The sequence below is a fragment of the uncultured Nostoc sp. genome (assembly GCF_937863485.1).
Lineage (GTDB): Bacteria > Cyanobacteriota > Cyanobacteriia > Cyanobacteriales > Nostocaceae > Nostoc.
In genome coordinates this window covers 25,807-42,233 of sequence record NZ_CALMFY010000048.1, presented here as the reverse complement: position 1 = coordinate 42,233, position 16,427 = coordinate 25,807, and the positions used below count along the sequence as shown (strand labels likewise).

The following is a 16,427-nucleotide window of genomic DNA, read 5'->3' as shown; positions in this document are numbered from 1 at the left end:
AGAGACGCTCTTGCGTTCGGGCATCCTACGGCAGGCGCTAGCCTCTCACGAATAGGAGAAGGGGAGACGCTGCGCGTAGCTTGCTTGTATTGTAAGGGTACAAGGCTGGGAACCTCCGCAACGCATTGGCTCCCCAATGCCCCATGATTAATGACTAATATAGTGAAATCCTTGGACAAAATCTATAACCATATTTAACGGAGGCAATATATCATATTTTATTGATTCATTAGATATATCATCATAAGCTGAAGCATTAAGAGCAGAGCGATTAATAAATCTTTTCCCAAAGTTGGGATGGTCATGGACAATCAAAGTGTGGGCGCTAGAATTCGTTAAAATTATTTGGGTTGAGGCTTTACAAAAATTTAACTTTGCAGCTACTTCGATATTTTTTTTCATCTGTTTAATTGTTGTAGCCTGAATCATAGCTTGCTCTACAAAAAGATTTAATTGTTTCACCAAATGGGGAGATTTTAGCGATTTTAAATCTTGGTTCGCAACAACTTCACTGTTAATCATTTCCACCATACTCAAAATATTCTTTTGGGTAGATGCCGCATCTAGAAAGGGAAGAATCACAATGTAAGCAGTGGCAAATAATGCTGCGTCGCTATCTACATGAAATGTGAAAACAGTTCGGCGACGCCCATTTTCCAGGCTTGGGGGTTGTTTCAGTCCCCGGTATTCCTGAGCAATTTGGTAGTAAGCGCCAGCAAGAGCAAAATTGGCTTCGTATTCTAGGGCTGCATCAACAATAATCCGGATTGTTGGTGGTGCTTCATTAAAAAAATCTCTTGAGTCTTCGGAATGGAAGTTTTGGATAATGGAGCGATCGCCTCTGGGGCTAAGATCAACCCATTCACAAATCATGCCTTCAGTTTTTAAACCAAACCTGGAGGTGGCATAAAGCTTTGCCCCAGTTAAAGTTGCTCCTGTTAAGTCAGCACCGATCCATTCCGCCTTAATTAATTTTGCCTGAGTTAAATTGGCGTGTACTAAACTCGTATTCGTTAAATTGGCATTGCTTAAATCTGCGCCAATTAAAGTAGCCCCGCTCAATTTTGCGCCACTCAAATCTGCCCACCGGAGATTTGCATTGCTCAAATCTGCCCACCGGAGATTCGCCCCGCTCAAATCTGCCCCGCTCAGGTTAGCATGGCTGAGATTCGCTTGTCTGAGTTCGGCATCTCGCAAATTTGCACCGCTAATGTCAGAACGACTCAGGTCAGTGGTGTTTAAGTTAGCCATTTCCAAGTTGGCTCCGGTTAAGGAAGCGCCTTTCAAGACGGCCTCACTCAAATTAGCGTGACGGAGATTTGCTTGGCGGAGTGTGGCCTCTCGCAGATCGGCACTGGTGAGATCAGCCTCCAGCAGGTCAGCGCGACTCAGATCAGCACGAATTAACTCGGCGCGGATCAACGAGGCTCCTCTAAGTTTAGCGCGACCCAGATCCGCTCGAATCAAATTAGCGACGTTGAAACTAGCGTTGTTCAAGATGGCGTTAGATAGATTCGCACCACTTAGTCTGGCTACATTCAGCTTGGCATTGCTCAAGTTAGCTTCACTCAGATTCGCGCCACTCAGGTTGACTATACTCAAATTAGCATCGCTAAGATTCACACCACTGAGTTTGGCCCCACTCAGGTTAGCTTCTGCGAGGTCAACACCACAAAAGTTTAAGACTCCTGCTGCGTATTGTTCCAATAATTCCTCTATAGTCATCGATGCTACCCCTTGGATGCCAACTTTAATAGTTGGTATCATAAAAAACGGAATGTCAAAATCAAAAATGAATATTGGGATTTTAGGACTGGGATTGATAGGCGGATGTTTGGGTTTTGATTTGCGATCGCAAGGACATCATATCTTAGGAGTTAGTCGCCGTGAAGCCACGTGTCAAAAGGCAGTTGCCCTCGGCACTGTTGATCAAGCATCAGTTGATCTGAGCCTGTTAGCAGCCGCAGAGGTTGTATTTATTTGTACACCCTTAGCGCTTATTGTGCCCCAATTAGAACAGTTGAGCGCTCATTTGTCTAGCGCTACCGTCGTGACTGATGTGGGTTCGGCGAAAGCACAGATAGTCAAGGCGATTTCTCCCCTTTGGAATAATTTTATCGGCGGTCATCCAATGGCGGGAAAAACAGACAGTGGAATAGAAGCTGCACAGCGGCATTTATTTGTTGATAAACCTTATGTATTAACACCGATAACTACAACACCAACCACTGCAATTACGGTGGTGGAAGAAATTGTGCGATCGCTTGGAGCGAATATCCACTATTGTCAACCAGAGCAACATGACCGAGCTGTTAGTTGGATTTCCCATTTACCTGTAATGGTCAGTTCCTCGTTGATTGCTGCTTGTTTGAGTGAAACTGACCCTGATGTTTTGCAATTAGCCCAAAAATTTGCTAGTTCAGGTTTTCGGGATACCAGTCGTGTGGGTGGTGGGAATCCAGAGTTGGGTGTAATGATGGCGCGGTATAATCGTCAAGCATTGCTGCGATCGCTGCAACAATATCGTCACAATCTCGATGAGTTGACTAACTTAATTGAGCAAGAAAATTGGGCAGTTTTAGAGCAAAAGTTGAAATCAACGGGGAAGGCACGACCTAATTTTGTTGAATAGTTGTCGGGTGCGTTACGTTATTGATAACGCACCTATTTCAACATTTAGTGAGTTAATTGCTTATTGGTTTTGAATACTTTTTAAGGTAGTTGATCAAGTCGGGTGGCTGCTTGCTTGTCAAATCAATAAACATAGCTATTTAGTAATTCTAACAATAAAATCTTTAAAAAATGCTACTTGAGAGTTTGATAGTAACCAAACTGATATACTATACAGATAAATTTACAAAAATCAACAATGGTAGAACGCCCAATCAAGAAATCGGAACGTCAGTCTCAAGAAAGCACTGACAACAATACCGAAAAATCGGATTCTATACCTCCTATTGAATCCAACCCCAAAAGCTCAAAACCGAGCCGTAATCGCTCGTCTGATACAGGAAAAAAAGCATCCTATGGGGATGAAAATAGGCAGCAGGGTAATCCTGCCCTAGCGCGTGGCCCAAAACCCGTTAAACCTCCAGCCTCCAAAGTCAAAACAGAAGAACTTGAAACTGAGTCAGAATCTATCTCTGAGGAGTCTCAAGACTAACATTACAAGTGCTGCGTGTGATGTGGGAGGCTATAAGCATATGAAGATTAGGATTTCTGGCTCCGAAGGCAGCGATCGTGCCCCACATCACCATTAGGTTATTCTTATGTTGAATGCTTTTACGTTAAACTTTATTATTGGTGCATAAAATCAATCAATGTCTGTAACTAACCATTGCCACTCAGTGACTACAGTCTTGGATATGTTGAGAAGCAATTGCTCTCCACTAGAGACTGGCACATAGAGTTTAAGCGCATCAGTTGTTGGCAATTTCCGTAAGATATCAGTTAAGTTATATTCACCCACATTAGGGACAGGTGCAGTTAGAGCGTATGCATCCGATGCACTCAGCAATTTTCCGGCTGCTGTCTCAATCAACAATGGTTGGGGGTGAGCAATTTCAACGACACCCGGAAAAGCAACCAAACGTAACCGTAAGTCTTTGAGTGGACTGTTGTAATTCTGTTTGAACAGCAGCACTTGCCAAGCGTATCCTTTTTCATCTTTGATAGATATTTGTGAGTGGTAGCGTAAGACACCAGGAGAATCATGGTGTTGACGCAGCAGTGCTTGTGCTGACTGGACACTCCATCCACATACAGTTAATGCTAAAAACACTACTAGGGCACAACGCCAGAAATATTGTTGAAATTTTCGCTTCATGCAACACTATAACAATTTGTAATTCTGAATTTTGGATTGGAGCATTCTTAATTCAATTGTTGTTTCTGGTAATGTGTAGGGTACGAACGTAGGAAATTTTGCCGACTCATTTTTTTGAAAACCTTTTTCCATAAAGTGTTTTCGGTAATTCGGTTATGTCTCCCTTGCATATACGCCGCTATGGACAAAAAATCTGACTGCTGGAGGAGGAGGGATTGCGATTGCATTAGTTGTTTTTGCTACATGGAAACCAGCAATAATCCTCCTTGGTGTATAGTTATTTTGTGCTAAAGGTGTCAGGTAAATCACCACCAATTGTAGAGCGCCTGCTATTGCAAATCCGATTCGCGCTGCGATCGTGATCGCTTTGCATAACGCTAATGCCACAGGCTGTAGACTATACCAACATCCGTATGACCTTTTTTGAATTAGAAGTTAATTAAAGTTCGCCGTGGTGGCACTGGGACTTCTTTATCTGGAAAAATCTAAAAATATTTCAACCAAAAAGTTTTCTTTCGATGATACCGACTATCGGCTTTTCTCCTCCAAGGGAGGTTTAAACTAATAAATTTTCAATTGTTGACGGTACATAATATCTGAGCGTAAAACGTACTTTCGTCCTTGGATAATAGGAGCGCCTTCATGTACTAGTTCATGGACAAAACACAAAACCATACCTATTACTGGAATCACAGCGATATTAGGTAAATCTTCATAGTATCGGTGAGGAAGATGAAAACGGGTATCACCGCCTTCAAAACCTTCATTAAGGTAAATCATGAAAGTCAATAGACTTTCCTCACCATTAGGTCGCCGATAAGAACCATCATGATGAATCGCAAACCTCTGACCTGGGTCATAGCGATAGAAACGAAAACGCTCATTCAGTCCAATCGCTTGCCATCTGCCAATGGTAGTGGGGATATAATTTGACACACGCTGCCATAAATCAAAAGCTCGTTCCTGGTCATCTAAAATAACACGCTGATTATTGCGGATGTCGGGACGTATTTCAAAACCTCGGATGGTAGTAATAGGAGCATCTGTATAACCAATGTTTTCGGTTAAATTAATATACTCAGCACATTCTCCTGGTGAAAGAATATTGTCTAACGTGAAAATCTGGTTGCCAAGCAAATTTTTCTTGGTCATGGTTGAGTTGATTAAAATTTAAGCTTTCTGATAGTGTAAACTAATACTATTTATTTGTGAGGCTGCGCTTAACTAAACTGTATTGCCATTGCATCGGCTTGTAAAAATTAGCCCACCCTCCATTACCTATTTTCGTAATCTAAAATCTACTTTCATACTCAACTTGGAATTGATTTTCATCCCCCAAATTAGTTGAGCCTCGCATCAAAATTTCGTCATTGAGTCGATAGAGCACATTGTAACGGAAAGACTCATCATTGTTAGAAAGAGCGTGTGATAAAGAAACAGATGCGTTTTTATTGATGTCAAACACACCTTCTGCTGATAAATTAAGAACTGAACCGTTCGCTGCTTTATTAGTATTAGTAGATGGAGTAGGAAATACCCGAAACTCACTGAAACCAATAGCCTGTCCGATCGCAGTGATAGTTCCTTGTAAACCACCTAAAATGGTCGAACTAGCGAAACCAGTCAGCCCTTGTCCTGCATTTGTTTGACCGAAAGAACTCAGAATCGAGCCACCCAGCAGAGCAACTATTTCTCCCTTACTACGGCTAGGTTCACTCGTCAGTTCTAAATTCTCGCTCAATTCACTAGCTGGCCCGTTTACGCTGGCTTGAACGGTAACGGTATTTAAAGTCCCAAAATTGTTTGCAGAAACATCGCTGACTTCAGAAGACAATGGTGATTCCAAAATTTGACTGTTCCTTGCCGATGCTTCCGGTACAATTGCGGTAAGTCGCACATCCAAAGTAGGGTCAAGTCCTTGACTTGGAGTAAAGCTCGCAGTTTGTTCATAGCCCCGCGCCAAGGTGAACTGAGTGGAAAATACGCTCAGTCGTCCTCCTGTCAAACGAATGACTCCTTCAGGAAGCGGCTTGGCTAATGTACCATTGATGGTCAAGTCGCCTTTGGCGTCAAAGCTCAATAGGGGCTGACTCAATGCTGCTCCTCCTGGTACAAAGCTCAGTAAAGATTGAGTGGTAACACGAACACCTTTGTCTAAAGTCAACTTTAAATCTGCAAACTCTATAGGTAAATTGGGTGGAGTGACTGCGCTAGTGCTACTCTTTGCTGTAATCACTGGGTTAGTGCTATTCTCTGGTGTAGCTACTGGGTTAGTGCTATTCTCTGGTGTAGGTGTGACGTTAGCATTAACCTCTTCTCTATTTATGACGTTAGCGTTAGCCTCTGCTGTCGCTGCTGATTTTTTCTTCGCAGCAGCCGAGTTTCCAATAATTACCTGACCATTACTCAGTTTAATCTCTCCACCAATTACAGGTTTTAGGGCTGTTCCGCGAATTACGACATCGCCGCCGACACCGCCTTCATACAGTCCTGCAACCTTAAAATTGAGTTTGTCTGCTATTGATACTGTTAAAGGATTCGCTGCGGCTTGCTGCGGATCAAAAATTGGCAGGATGCCTGATGCTATTACTTGCCCTTTATTGTACGTGCCTTGGATACTTTCAACACTCACCGTATTACCGTTAAATCGCGCTGTTCCTGTGACATTTGTTAGGGGATCAGATAAAGCTTGAGTGCGAAAAGTTGCATTATTAAGTGTGGCATTTCCATTGATAATTGGTTCCTTTAAAGTACCCTGAACGTTTAAATCTACTTTTCCTTGACCGTCTACCCAAGCTACTTGATTATTGGTAAACACATTTAACAGTGCCAATCCTTCATTTTGCAGATTAGCGTTGATGCTAATTTGATTACTATCTGGCTGCACTGTGGCAGAAGGTAATGGAGCAGGTACACTACCTGTAATTGCAAGTGGCTGCGTTCCTGTGACTAACAAAGTACTGTCAAAATTCAAGCGAGCTTTATTGTAGTCAAAGTTCACTTGTCCTGTTTGCACAGGTTGCTTGTTGAGAGTTGCATTCGCCAGCGCCACTTGTCCTTGGACTCTGGGGTCTTTTAAATTACCTCCCAAGGTGGCATCAGCATTTACATTACCAGTAATATCTATGGGGTATTTTTCAATAAAAGGCTCTAAAAGTGATAGAGGTAGACTTGCTACATTCAACTTTCCAGATAGTTGCTCAGTTCCTAGCTGTCCCGAAAAAGCCACCAGTCCTTGATTGATTCCAACACTCAACGGCGAAAGTGTGACGATCCCATCAGCAAAAGTACCTTGAGCAACGACTTGATTAATCGAGTATTCACCCCATTGCCAATTAGCACCTTGAAAATTAAAGCCGACATTTAATCCAGACTTCAACGAGCCATTAGCTGTAATTCCTCCACTCAAAGCACCCGTTAATTCTGCAAGGGTGGGCAAAGATGTGGCTTTTTTTCTTTCTACCTGCTGTTGTTTTGCTACCGATGTTGCAATATTAGAGAAATATGCTAACTGTGTTTTCAAATCTGCGTTGGGCAAACTGACAGGCTCAGTATTAAGTACCTCTGCTCCAGCCAACTTCGGAGGCTGTAACCCGCTACCAAAGTCTTTAAAGTCAAAGATATTAAACGCTTGTAAGAGTTTCTCAATTCTGGTTTGGTTTAAATTAGCTTGAAATTGAAATTGCGGGTCATTCCCTGTTTGCACATTTCCACTCAGGGCGATATTGCTGTCTCCAATCCGCAATTGACCATTGGCTAAACTAGCAGTACCATCAGCATAATTGATAGTGCCGCGAAATTCATCTGCTGCAACTCTGGCAACGCGAGGTCTTGCGATCGCAACGTCTCCCGCAACTGCATAATTATTTAAATTGACAACTAAATTTCCCGATAATTGCCCCGCCAGAGGTTTCAGTTGATTGTTAGGTAAAAAGCCCCCAATCAGAGCGATGGGAAACTGTTGGGCGTTGATGAGCAAGTTATCTCCCTCGGTTCTACCTGTGGTAACTGCCCCATCCCGTTGGACTAAAAATGAAGTTGGACGATAATCTGCACCCAGGTTAAGCGCTATCTTATCTTGCTTCCCGGCTAATCGCAGACTTGCCCCCTGTCCCCCTTGAAAATTCACATTTCCAGTTAAAAGTGGGTCAAACGCCAAATTACTAACCTGGAAATTCCGCAGTCGGATATTGCCATTAGCTTGCGGAACATCTGGAGTACCTATGACTTTTCCCTTAAAATCAAGTAGCCCTGCTAGTGCTACGTCACCAGGAACTTTAAAGCCTGTATTTTTGAGGTTGAAATTCTGCGCCAGTACATTCAGATTAAATCCCGTAATTTCAGGTGCGCCAGTTGGTGGAGTTTGAACAGCGATCGCCCCATTAGCGCTTAGTCCTGAGGTAGTTGCGTTTTCAACGATAATTTGCTGTCCATTCCACTGCACTTGCGCTGTCAGCGGTTGTGCTAGCAGCGCTAACCCTTGGGAAACGCGGATTTGTCCGGCGGCTCGAATATCTGCAAGCTGGGAAGATTTTGCTGTGCCTGCGAATTGGATATTACTATTGAGCCGTCCTCCCAATTGGGGTGAGAAACGGTTGAGTTGAATTTGGGAAGTGTTAGCAAGCACTTGCCAGCGACCACGATTAAAGCTAACATTCCTGAGATTAACCGTACCTCCTGCTACATTCAGCTTTGCCTGTCCTGTGGCTTGAATGGTTGAGGGTTGGAAAGAAGCAGTGCTTCCTGACAAATTCAAGGCGACATTCCTTAGAACTCCCTGGAACTGGGGTGGTATCTCTCCAAAACGGCTCAATTGCAGTTGTTGGGTATTCACAAAAGCCTGCCAACGTTGTTGTACAACTTGACCCCTAGCCCTGATTACACCGCCTGCCACGTTCAAAACTGCATTTGGCAAGAGGATATTTTGCCCTTGTTGATTAACAACAGCTTCACCTGTAATGGGATAGGTGGCTGTGGGCGCTTGCACTTGCGTTACTGCTTGCAGGTTGCCAAGTGAGCCAGAAATCCTGCTATTTGCCGACACATTCCCAATGGTGATCGAGGATGAGGAGTTGTACGCTTTAGCGATCGCATCCCCTGGTAAATTTTTTGCTTGTACATTCAACGCCACTCTGCCTTTGGGTGCAAGCTGAAGTTGACCATTGGCTGTGACTTGCCCTCCCACCTCTGGATTTGCTTGAACGCGAACAACATTGACGTTTAATGGTGTGCCCAGAGAACCAGAAATTTTGGCGTTCGCAGATATACCACCAACATTAATCGGAGTTGAGATGCCGTAACCTTGAGCGATCGCATTTCCTGGTAAACCTTGAGCTTGAATACCTATATTTACTTGACCTTGGGGAGCCAGTTGAATTTGACCACTGGCTGTAATTTGCCCCCCTGTTGGCGGCGTCACTTGAACACCAGTAATATCAAGTTTCAACGGCTGTTTGCCAAGTGAACCAGAAATTTGTGCTTTTGCTGAAACATTTCCAACTGCGATCGGTAGAGTAACGCCATAACCGCGTGCTAGCATATCCCCTGAGACACCATCAACTTGAGCATTAAATCTTGCCTCATTTTTAGCTCCCAGTTGAGCTTGACCACCGCCTGTGATTTCACCACCGGCTGCGGGGACTATTTTCAGATTGGAGACGGCAAGTTGAGATGCAGTTTTAGATACATTCAAGCGGAAGTCAGTATTGACGGCTTTGAATTGAACACGGTCAACTTGAATAGGTTTTGTGTTACTTACTGTACCGCTGAGGACTGGTTGCTCAAGTGCGCCTAGTACCTGAATATTTGCTTGAATTTCGCCAGTAGCTGGGACTGACGAATTCACTTTCAATGTGTCTAAGATATCTTTTGCACTAACTGGTTTTATCTGAGCAGAGACATTAAAACCTGTTTGGCTATTAATTGTTCCATTTGCCTGAATCGGAACTTTGCCAAAGTTCGTACTCAGATTCTCTAAAGCAACTATCTGACCTTGAAATAGAAATCTCCCATTAAGATTAGAAACCTGCTGAGGAATATTTTGAATTTTAGCAGTGATTTGATTAGCTGTAGCTGTTCCTGTAATCGCTATTTCTGACAGTTTGGGTGGAATCTGAACCCCTAAGTCAGCATCTAAACGTCCTGCTTGCAAGGCAATTGGCAATTGAATTAATCGACTGACCTCTGATACTTGTAAATTTTGTGCTTGCAGCTTGAGGTTAGTTTGTTGAGCTTTTACTTGTGTTTCGCCAACAATTTTAACAGCGCCTCCCCTACTGAGTTGAGCATTGATGTCATAACCGATCCTTTGATTTCGATCTGAAAATCGGGCAACACCACCAACTTGATCTAATATTACTGAGCCTTTCGGTTTAGTTGGTGCGGCGAATGGCATCAACTCTACATCACCATTTTTAATTTGAAGTGTCTGCAACTCAGTTTGGATGAAGCCTTGTCCCTCCCCAGCCTTAACTTTGGCTGTAACCCAACGACCATCTTTATCCTGTTGAATGTAGACATTGGGCTGAACTAGCGTGACATTTAATACCAGTTTTCGGGTGAGGAGAAGTTGCAACGGCGAGAACTCTACCTCCAAAGCTTTTGCTACGACCTGATCTTGATCATTGGGAGTTGCTGGTATCAAAAGAGAGCTAAATCTTAGACTAGAAAGCGAAAAACGTTCAACATTCCCTACTTTTACTGGACGCCCAAGCAATTGCTGAAGATTTTGCTGCACTAATGGTGCTAAATCTTTATATACATAGCTTCTAGCCCACCAAGCACCGACTCCAATTCCAACCAGTAAAACTCCACCTACAGCCAAACTGGTACGTCCTAAGATGAGGAGCCATAAACGACGGTTAGATGGTTTGTGGTTATTTTCTGAATTTGGAGAGTGCTTCATTATCGTTATCGTTACCAGTACTTTTTTCTGGAGTCAGCCTAGAGACAGACTAGTCGCAGCTGTATCAGCAAGTTACAAGCTATCGTTTCACAATATTAGGCCTTACGCAAGAACTTTGCGGCAAGGCACTTCTCAACTCTTGGAGAGGCTGCGTCAACAAGACGCTCCGTAAATGTGTCTATGTTATTTTATAATTTTGCGTAATTCCTGAATTTATTTTTAGTCATACTTTATACTAAATATGAATATTTTGGTTATTAAACTTGGGAAATTTTGCTGGGATTAAGAGAATTACTTAGGATTTCCTCAAGTTGAGCATTCATGGTATTTACTTATTTTCTATGTTAACTTTTGAATAATTATAATTCTTCAAATTTATGTCTTTAGATAGATTCAGTGTACTTAAGTATTAATTATGAGATAATCAGCAATAGGTAATAGTTTAAATTTTAAATCGCTTTGTAACAACTCCTGTATATACAACCCTAGTTATAAAATTTAATTGTCGTAGAATTTAACCTAATATAGATGACGATAGTCAGTGATTTTAGATTGGAAATAGCATTAGATGCGATCGCACTGACAAAATATCCGTGAAGAAACTTTAGTTTGACGCCAAATTATCAGATAATTTTATCCAGTAATTCATCAAGTTAAATTTGAGACTCCGGCTGTGCTATTAGACATCAACATGCCCGAAGTATGAGGAGATTCTAAATGCATTTTAGAGCAGATAAAAATTCTCCTAGATACTTATATTTTATTATTAGCAAGCTATATAGATCGCTCTACTTAATGATTCATGAATAACAAAGTTCCCAACTTTTTAAAAAAGTCGGGAAATCTGAGCCTTTCGATTACTCTTCCGTGAATCCGCTCAATTCCTCATTTGGTTCATCAATCATTTCCGGTACTAAAGCTGGGTTACTCCTACGTTCTTGTGGTGATTGCTCCCGGATAACATCGTCTATTCTCGCAGGGTGTTTGATTTTGTCGAGTACCTCTGGACTTAGTTGCGATGGATCGCCTTCTGGATTCGACTTTTCTGCTTGACTAGGAACTGTTTCCTTATTCATCACTATTTCCCCAAACTTATACACCAAGCTTAAGTTCTTCTGTGGTGAGGTAGACACTATCTTGAGACTTATTTCCCACAACGCTAGGTAATAAAGGCGTCACCGAACAGCCCGCCCTTAGACATTGCCCCTTGTAGACTAAAGATGATTCACTGATTTTGCGATCGCTATCATCTTAGGTAATAACGACATCACTTTGCGAATCGCGGCATTTAATTTACGTATTTTTTGGCTTCAATGACAGTGAGTTTTTCACCACTATTGTCGAATAACTAATTAAATGTCGTCATAACAAATTAATGTCGTTCAAGTGAAAAGGCTAGAATTTTTGCTAAATAAGGATTATAGCCTTTTTTAGTTACATTGGCTATCATCAAATATTTAACTAATTAAATGTCGTTTTTTAGATAATTAACTAATTAAATGTCGTTTTTTGAAAAAAGACTTTTCCAAATTTTTATTTTGTTATGAACAAAATAAGTGTCGTCTTTTGGAAATCAGGGAAAAATATAAAATTCAATGTCGCTTTTTGGAACAAAGTAGTATGATATTTATTAGGCAATAGTAGCTATGTAACAACAAAAACATAGTTGGATTGAAGTCTTCTTTTTTCTCTCTAGCTGCGAAGTCATTACCCTTGCTGCGGTTAAATTAAGACGCAAGCTAATTTCGCTCTTAGACTTGCTGTACCGTATTGCCTAACCAACTAGTTTCAAGCGATGAAATTTGTTTATGGGTGAAACGCTAAACTCCAACGAGGTTGATGAATCTTTGCTTTTGCACGATGACTCGGATGAGGTTGATGAGATTTCCGAGAGTGAGGACGCAAAAGAAAACAATGTAATTGTTACTGAACTCTCAGAGGAAGCCAAGCTAAGAATGCAGGTGCTGCAAAATTTAGTTGAGCCATGCGATCGCAAAACCTATGGAATTAAATTAAAGCAAGCCGCAGAAAAACTTGGCAAGACGGTTCGGACGGTACAGCGACTCGTCAAAAAATATCAACAACAGGGGTTATCAGGCGTTACTGAAGTCGAACGTTCTGACAAAGGTGGCTATCGGATTGATGATGGTTGGCAAGATTTTATCGTCAAAACTTATAAAGAAGGTAACAAGGACGGTAGAAAAATGACACCGGCTCAAGTCGCAATTCGAGTTCAGGTTAGAGCCGGACAGCTAGGTTTACAGAAATATCCCTGCCACATGACGGTTTATCGCGTTCTTAACCCAATTATTGAACGTAAAGAGCAGAAGCAAAAGGTAAGAAATATTGGTTGGCGTGGATCGAGAGTTTCCCATCAAACTCGTGATGGACAGACGCTCGATGTACATCATAGTAACCATGTTTGGCAGTGCGACCATACAAAATTGGATGTCATGCTAGTTGACCAGTATGGCGAAACCCTGGCACGTCCTTGGTTGACAAAAATTACAGATAGCTATTCGCGCTGTATTATGGGCATCCATTTAGGCTTTGATGCACCTAGTTCTCTGGTAGTCGCCTTAGCTATGCGTCATGCGATGTTACGCAAGCAGTATAGTTCGGAATATAAACTTCATTGCGAGTGGGGAACTTACGGGATTCCAGAAAACCTATTTACTGATGGCGGGAAGGATTTTCGCTCGGAGCATTTGAAGCAAATTGGTTTTCAACTTGGTTTTGAGTGCCATTTACGCGATCGCCCACCGGAAGGTGGTATTGAAGAACGTGGATTTGGGACTATCAACACAGATTTTTTGTCAGGATTTTATGGTTATCTAGGTTCAAATATTCAAGAACGCCCAGAACAAGCGGAGGAGGAAGCGTGTATTACTCTGCGGGAATTAAATCTGCTGATAGTGCGTTACATCATTGATAACTACAATCAGCGAATAGATGCTCGCAGTGGAGATCAAACACGGTTTCAACGCTGGGAAGCGGGATTACCTGCGCTACCAAGTTTGATTAATGACCGAGAATTAGATATCTGCCTGATGAAAAAGACACGTCGCAGCATCTATAAAGGCGGATATGTGAGCTTTGAAAATATTATGTATCGGGGAGATTACCTGCCAGCTTATGCAGGAGAAAGTGTGTTGCTGCGATACGACCCCAGGGTGTTGAAGCCTATGCTCAATTAAATAATGGGCAACTAATCGGCTTACAGGCAAAGTGGTTTAAAGATGCTCTTGAGTCAAGTCAAATAGACCAAATCAAAAAATCATTAGAAACAGCTACAAAAAATCGCAACGGATTAATTCGTTATGTAGTCTGCGTTCCGAGAGATTTAAGTGATGGAAAAACTCAAAAGCGGCAGACAATAACAGAACGCGATCGCTGGAATAACTTCATAAATTTTGCTAAGACAAATCATCCAGGGATCACTGTTGATTTGTGGGATGAAACTCGGATTGCTTCTCTACTAGCTGAACTGGGCAGTGAAGGATTGCGTCGCTATTGGTTTGAAAGCTCAGTCACTGACCTAGAGTACATTGGTATGAAGTTCAACCAAGCTCAAAATGGTTGGTTGAGTAACCGATATACCCCCGATTTACATCAATCTGGCCAAATAGAGCAGGATTTGAAGATTCGATTGAATGGCCCTGGCATTTATCCTGGGTGGCTACAAGGCGTTAGGCAAATGCGTAATCACCTAGAAGATGCACACATTGCAACAAATCGCCTGAGACGCTACCCAGAATTTATGGAGCAAGCAGATGCAGAAAATCTGATTCAAGCTGCTCAATATTGGTTGATGGAAGCGATCGCAGAGCAGGTAAAGTTAGAAAATTGTCTTTGTCCAGGTAATTCATTCCCAGTTACCGATTTTGGGACTGAATCTGATCCTATTGGTTCTGTGGGTTTGCAGAATTTAATTAACGTACTTTTGCCTGAAGAAAAAAAGGTCTCACGAGAAAACGCAGTTGAACCCATTGGTAAACAACTAGAGAAGTTGCTTGAACGTTGGTACGAGCGAGAAATTACCCCTCAAAAATTGCGCGATTGGGGGCAGCTAGTCATATATATTGGTGATCCTGGTGTCGGGAAAACTCATGCTTTGGCAGAAGCAGTACGACAACACCTAGCCCAAAAAAAACCTGCTGTGTTAATTAGAGCTAGAGATGTTGATTTAGCACAAAGTTGGGAGTCACTACTGGCAAACGCAATTGGTCAGCCTGGGTGGAATCTACGGCAAGTTTTTGATGCTCTTGAATCGGCAGCAATTCAATCTGAAGTTCGTTCCGTTGCCAACGCTGTTGATATTTCAGAACGTTTGCCTGTTCGAGTGTTGATTGCAGTAGATGGTTTAGATGAGACAACTAGAGCAGAACGTTGGGCAGAGAAACTTGGGGAACTAGCTGTAGTAGCTCAACAATATCCAAGAATCTTATTTGCATTCTCAGTTCGGCCAAGTTTGGTTCAGCGAATTTCTCTACCGAGAAATATTGATTGGATTTGGTTGAAAAGTTCTGACGCACCACTTGCGTATGTTTTTAAAGCACATTGTCAAATTAATGGCATTCAATGTCCACCTCTTCTGCGGTGGGTGTTGCGAACTCCACTAGCAATTCGCCTTTTTGCTGAATTGTATCGAGGACAAATAATTGACAACATTTCAGAACAAAATTTTTCCTTAGTCGAATTAATTAAGCGGAAAATTAATAACGCGGAACTTTCTATCAGGGAGCGTGAAGGTGAAGACTGGCCTAGAGATATAAAACCAGTTAGTACCTCTCTCCGTGCGATCGCAAAAGCCAGCTTTGCAACAGGAGCAGCATTGGTAGAAGAGGAGGCAATGCAAGTGGTTGAATCAGCACAGTCACCAAAAGGTATTTTGACTCGTCCACAACTGTTGCAAATTCTTCACCAATGCCGCGATCAAGGGCTACTGCTGCTCAGAAGTCTGCCTGCTGATGATCCTTTTGAGCCAGAAGTCCACACTTGGGAGCCAGCATACGAAACTTTGACAGATTTTCTGTTGGCCCGGGAAGCATATCAAAATGTTAAAGAATCGCCCAATAGCCCTGATATGCCAATATATCTGGTGGATAGGCCAGCATCTATCACATTAGCAGTCTATCTCCTGGGAAGGGATGGTCATAATTTCTTTACTTCAGAATTGTGGAAAAACAACTTAACAGGTCAGAATCGAGAAGATGTTCAACTCATGGCACTTTCAATGATGCCTTCTCAGCAAGGAGAAGCATATCAAGAATGGGTGCTGAACCTGTTTAGCAGAAATATGCCAACCTGCCGCAGAGTTTTAGAAATTCTGATAGTTCCTGGACTAAGAATTCCTGGCTATGTGTATAGTGCAAAATTTGTACATCATGCTCTTTTGCCTATGGGAGTGGCAGAGAGAGATTTATTCTGGTCTGAGCCGCATCTAGTACCTCGTAATTATGGTGCTAAATGGGAAGGATACGCCTCTGCCGTTTTGGAAGAACTTGAATTGGCAGAAGATGATCCTTGGGACTCAGCACCATTGCTTTTAGCGTGGGCAACTACCACTGTTAATAACGATAACCGAAGACGAATTCGGTCGGCTCTTGCAGCCTGGGGTCATAACAAACTGACCTTTTGCTATTTTGATTCTTGCGAATCTTGAATATTTAGAGATGCGATCGCACTGCCACTCAT

10 protein-coding genes are annotated in these 16,427 nt (G+C 42.3%); 4 read left to right on the top strand and 6 right to left on the bottom strand.

Features of this window, described 5'->3' with window-relative positions; genetic code table 11:
* Positions 1 to 147: 147 nt before the first annotated feature.
* Positions 148 to 1,725 carry a pentapeptide repeat-containing protein gene (locus tag Q0541_RS07345; protein ID WP_298907669.1) on the bottom strand — a complete coding sequence of 526 codons (1,578 nt, stop codon included), beginning with the start codon at positions 1,723 to 1,725 and terminating at the stop codon, positions 148 to 150.
* A 67-nt stretch (positions 1,726 to 1,792) separates the two neighbouring features.
* Here Q0541_RS07345 and Q0541_RS07340 point away from each other — a divergent pair, with 67 nt between their 5' ends.
* Together Q0541_RS07340 and Q0541_RS07335 are read left to right on the top strand one after the other, a co-directional pair.
* Positions 1,793 to 2,632: a prephenate/arogenate dehydrogenase gene (locus Q0541_RS07340; protein ID WP_298907667.1), complete on the top strand. Its 840-nt coding sequence runs from the start codon at positions 1,793 to 1,795 to the stop codon at positions 2,630 to 2,632.
* Positions 2,633 to 2,869: 237 nt separating this feature from the next.
* A complete protein-coding gene (locus Q0541_RS07335; RefSeq protein WP_298907616.1) occupies positions 2,870 to 3,163 on the top strand; it encodes a hypothetical protein in 294 nt (97 codons plus the stop codon).
* 150 nt (positions 3,164 to 3,313) lie between these two features.
* On the opposite strand, the gene Q0541_RS07330 is transcribed toward Q0541_RS07335, so the two are convergent.
* From Q0541_RS07330 to Q0541_RS07310, 5 genes are all read right to left on the bottom strand, one after another.
* A complete protein-coding gene (locus tag Q0541_RS07330; RefSeq protein ID WP_298907614.1) occupies positions 3,314 to 3,826 on the bottom strand; it encodes a DUF3122 domain-containing protein in 513 nt (170 codons plus the stop codon).
* A 153-nt stretch (positions 3,827 to 3,979) separates the two neighbouring features.
* Positions 3,980 to 4,213: a hypothetical protein gene (locus Q0541_RS07325; RefSeq protein ID WP_298907612.1), complete on the bottom strand. Its 234-nt coding sequence runs from the start codon at positions 4,211 to 4,213 to the stop codon at positions 3,980 to 3,982.
* 174 nt (positions 4,214 to 4,387) lie between these two features.
* Positions 4,388 to 4,978, bottom strand: a complete 591-nt coding sequence (locus Q0541_RS07320) for a 2OG-Fe(II) oxygenase (RefSeq protein ID WP_298907609.1) — start codon at positions 4,976 to 4,978, stop codon at positions 4,388 to 4,390.
* Positions 4,979 to 5,117: 139 nt separating this feature from the next.
* Positions 5,118 to 10,730 carry a translocation/assembly module TamB domain-containing protein gene (locus Q0541_RS07315; protein WP_298907606.1) on the bottom strand — a complete coding sequence of 1,871 codons (5,613 nt, stop codon included), beginning with the start codon at positions 10,728 to 10,730 and terminating at the stop codon, positions 5,118 to 5,120.
* 857 nt (positions 10,731 to 11,587) lie between these two features.
* Positions 11,588 to 11,806 (bottom strand): hypothetical protein, encoded by a 219-nt coding sequence (locus Q0541_RS07310; RefSeq protein WP_298907603.1) that lies wholly within the window; start codon positions 11,804 to 11,806, stop codon positions 11,588 to 11,590.
* A 732-nt stretch (positions 11,807 to 12,538) separates the two neighbouring features.
* Here Q0541_RS07310 and Q0541_RS07305 point away from each other — a divergent pair.
* Both Q0541_RS07305 and Q0541_RS07300 read left to right on the top strand, forming a co-directional pair.
* Positions 12,539 to 13,927 carry a Mu transposase C-terminal domain-containing protein gene (locus Q0541_RS07305; RefSeq protein WP_298907601.1) on the top strand — a complete coding sequence of 463 codons (1,389 nt, stop codon included), beginning with the start codon at positions 12,539 to 12,541 and terminating at the stop codon, positions 13,925 to 13,927.
* Between the two features lie 251 nt (positions 13,928 to 14,178).
* Positions 14,179 to 16,395 carry a hypothetical protein gene (locus Q0541_RS07300; RefSeq protein ID WP_298907598.1) on the top strand — a complete coding sequence of 739 codons (2,217 nt, stop codon included), beginning with the start codon at positions 14,179 to 14,181 and terminating at the stop codon, positions 16,393 to 16,395.
* Positions 16,396 to 16,427: the final 32 nt, after the last annotated feature.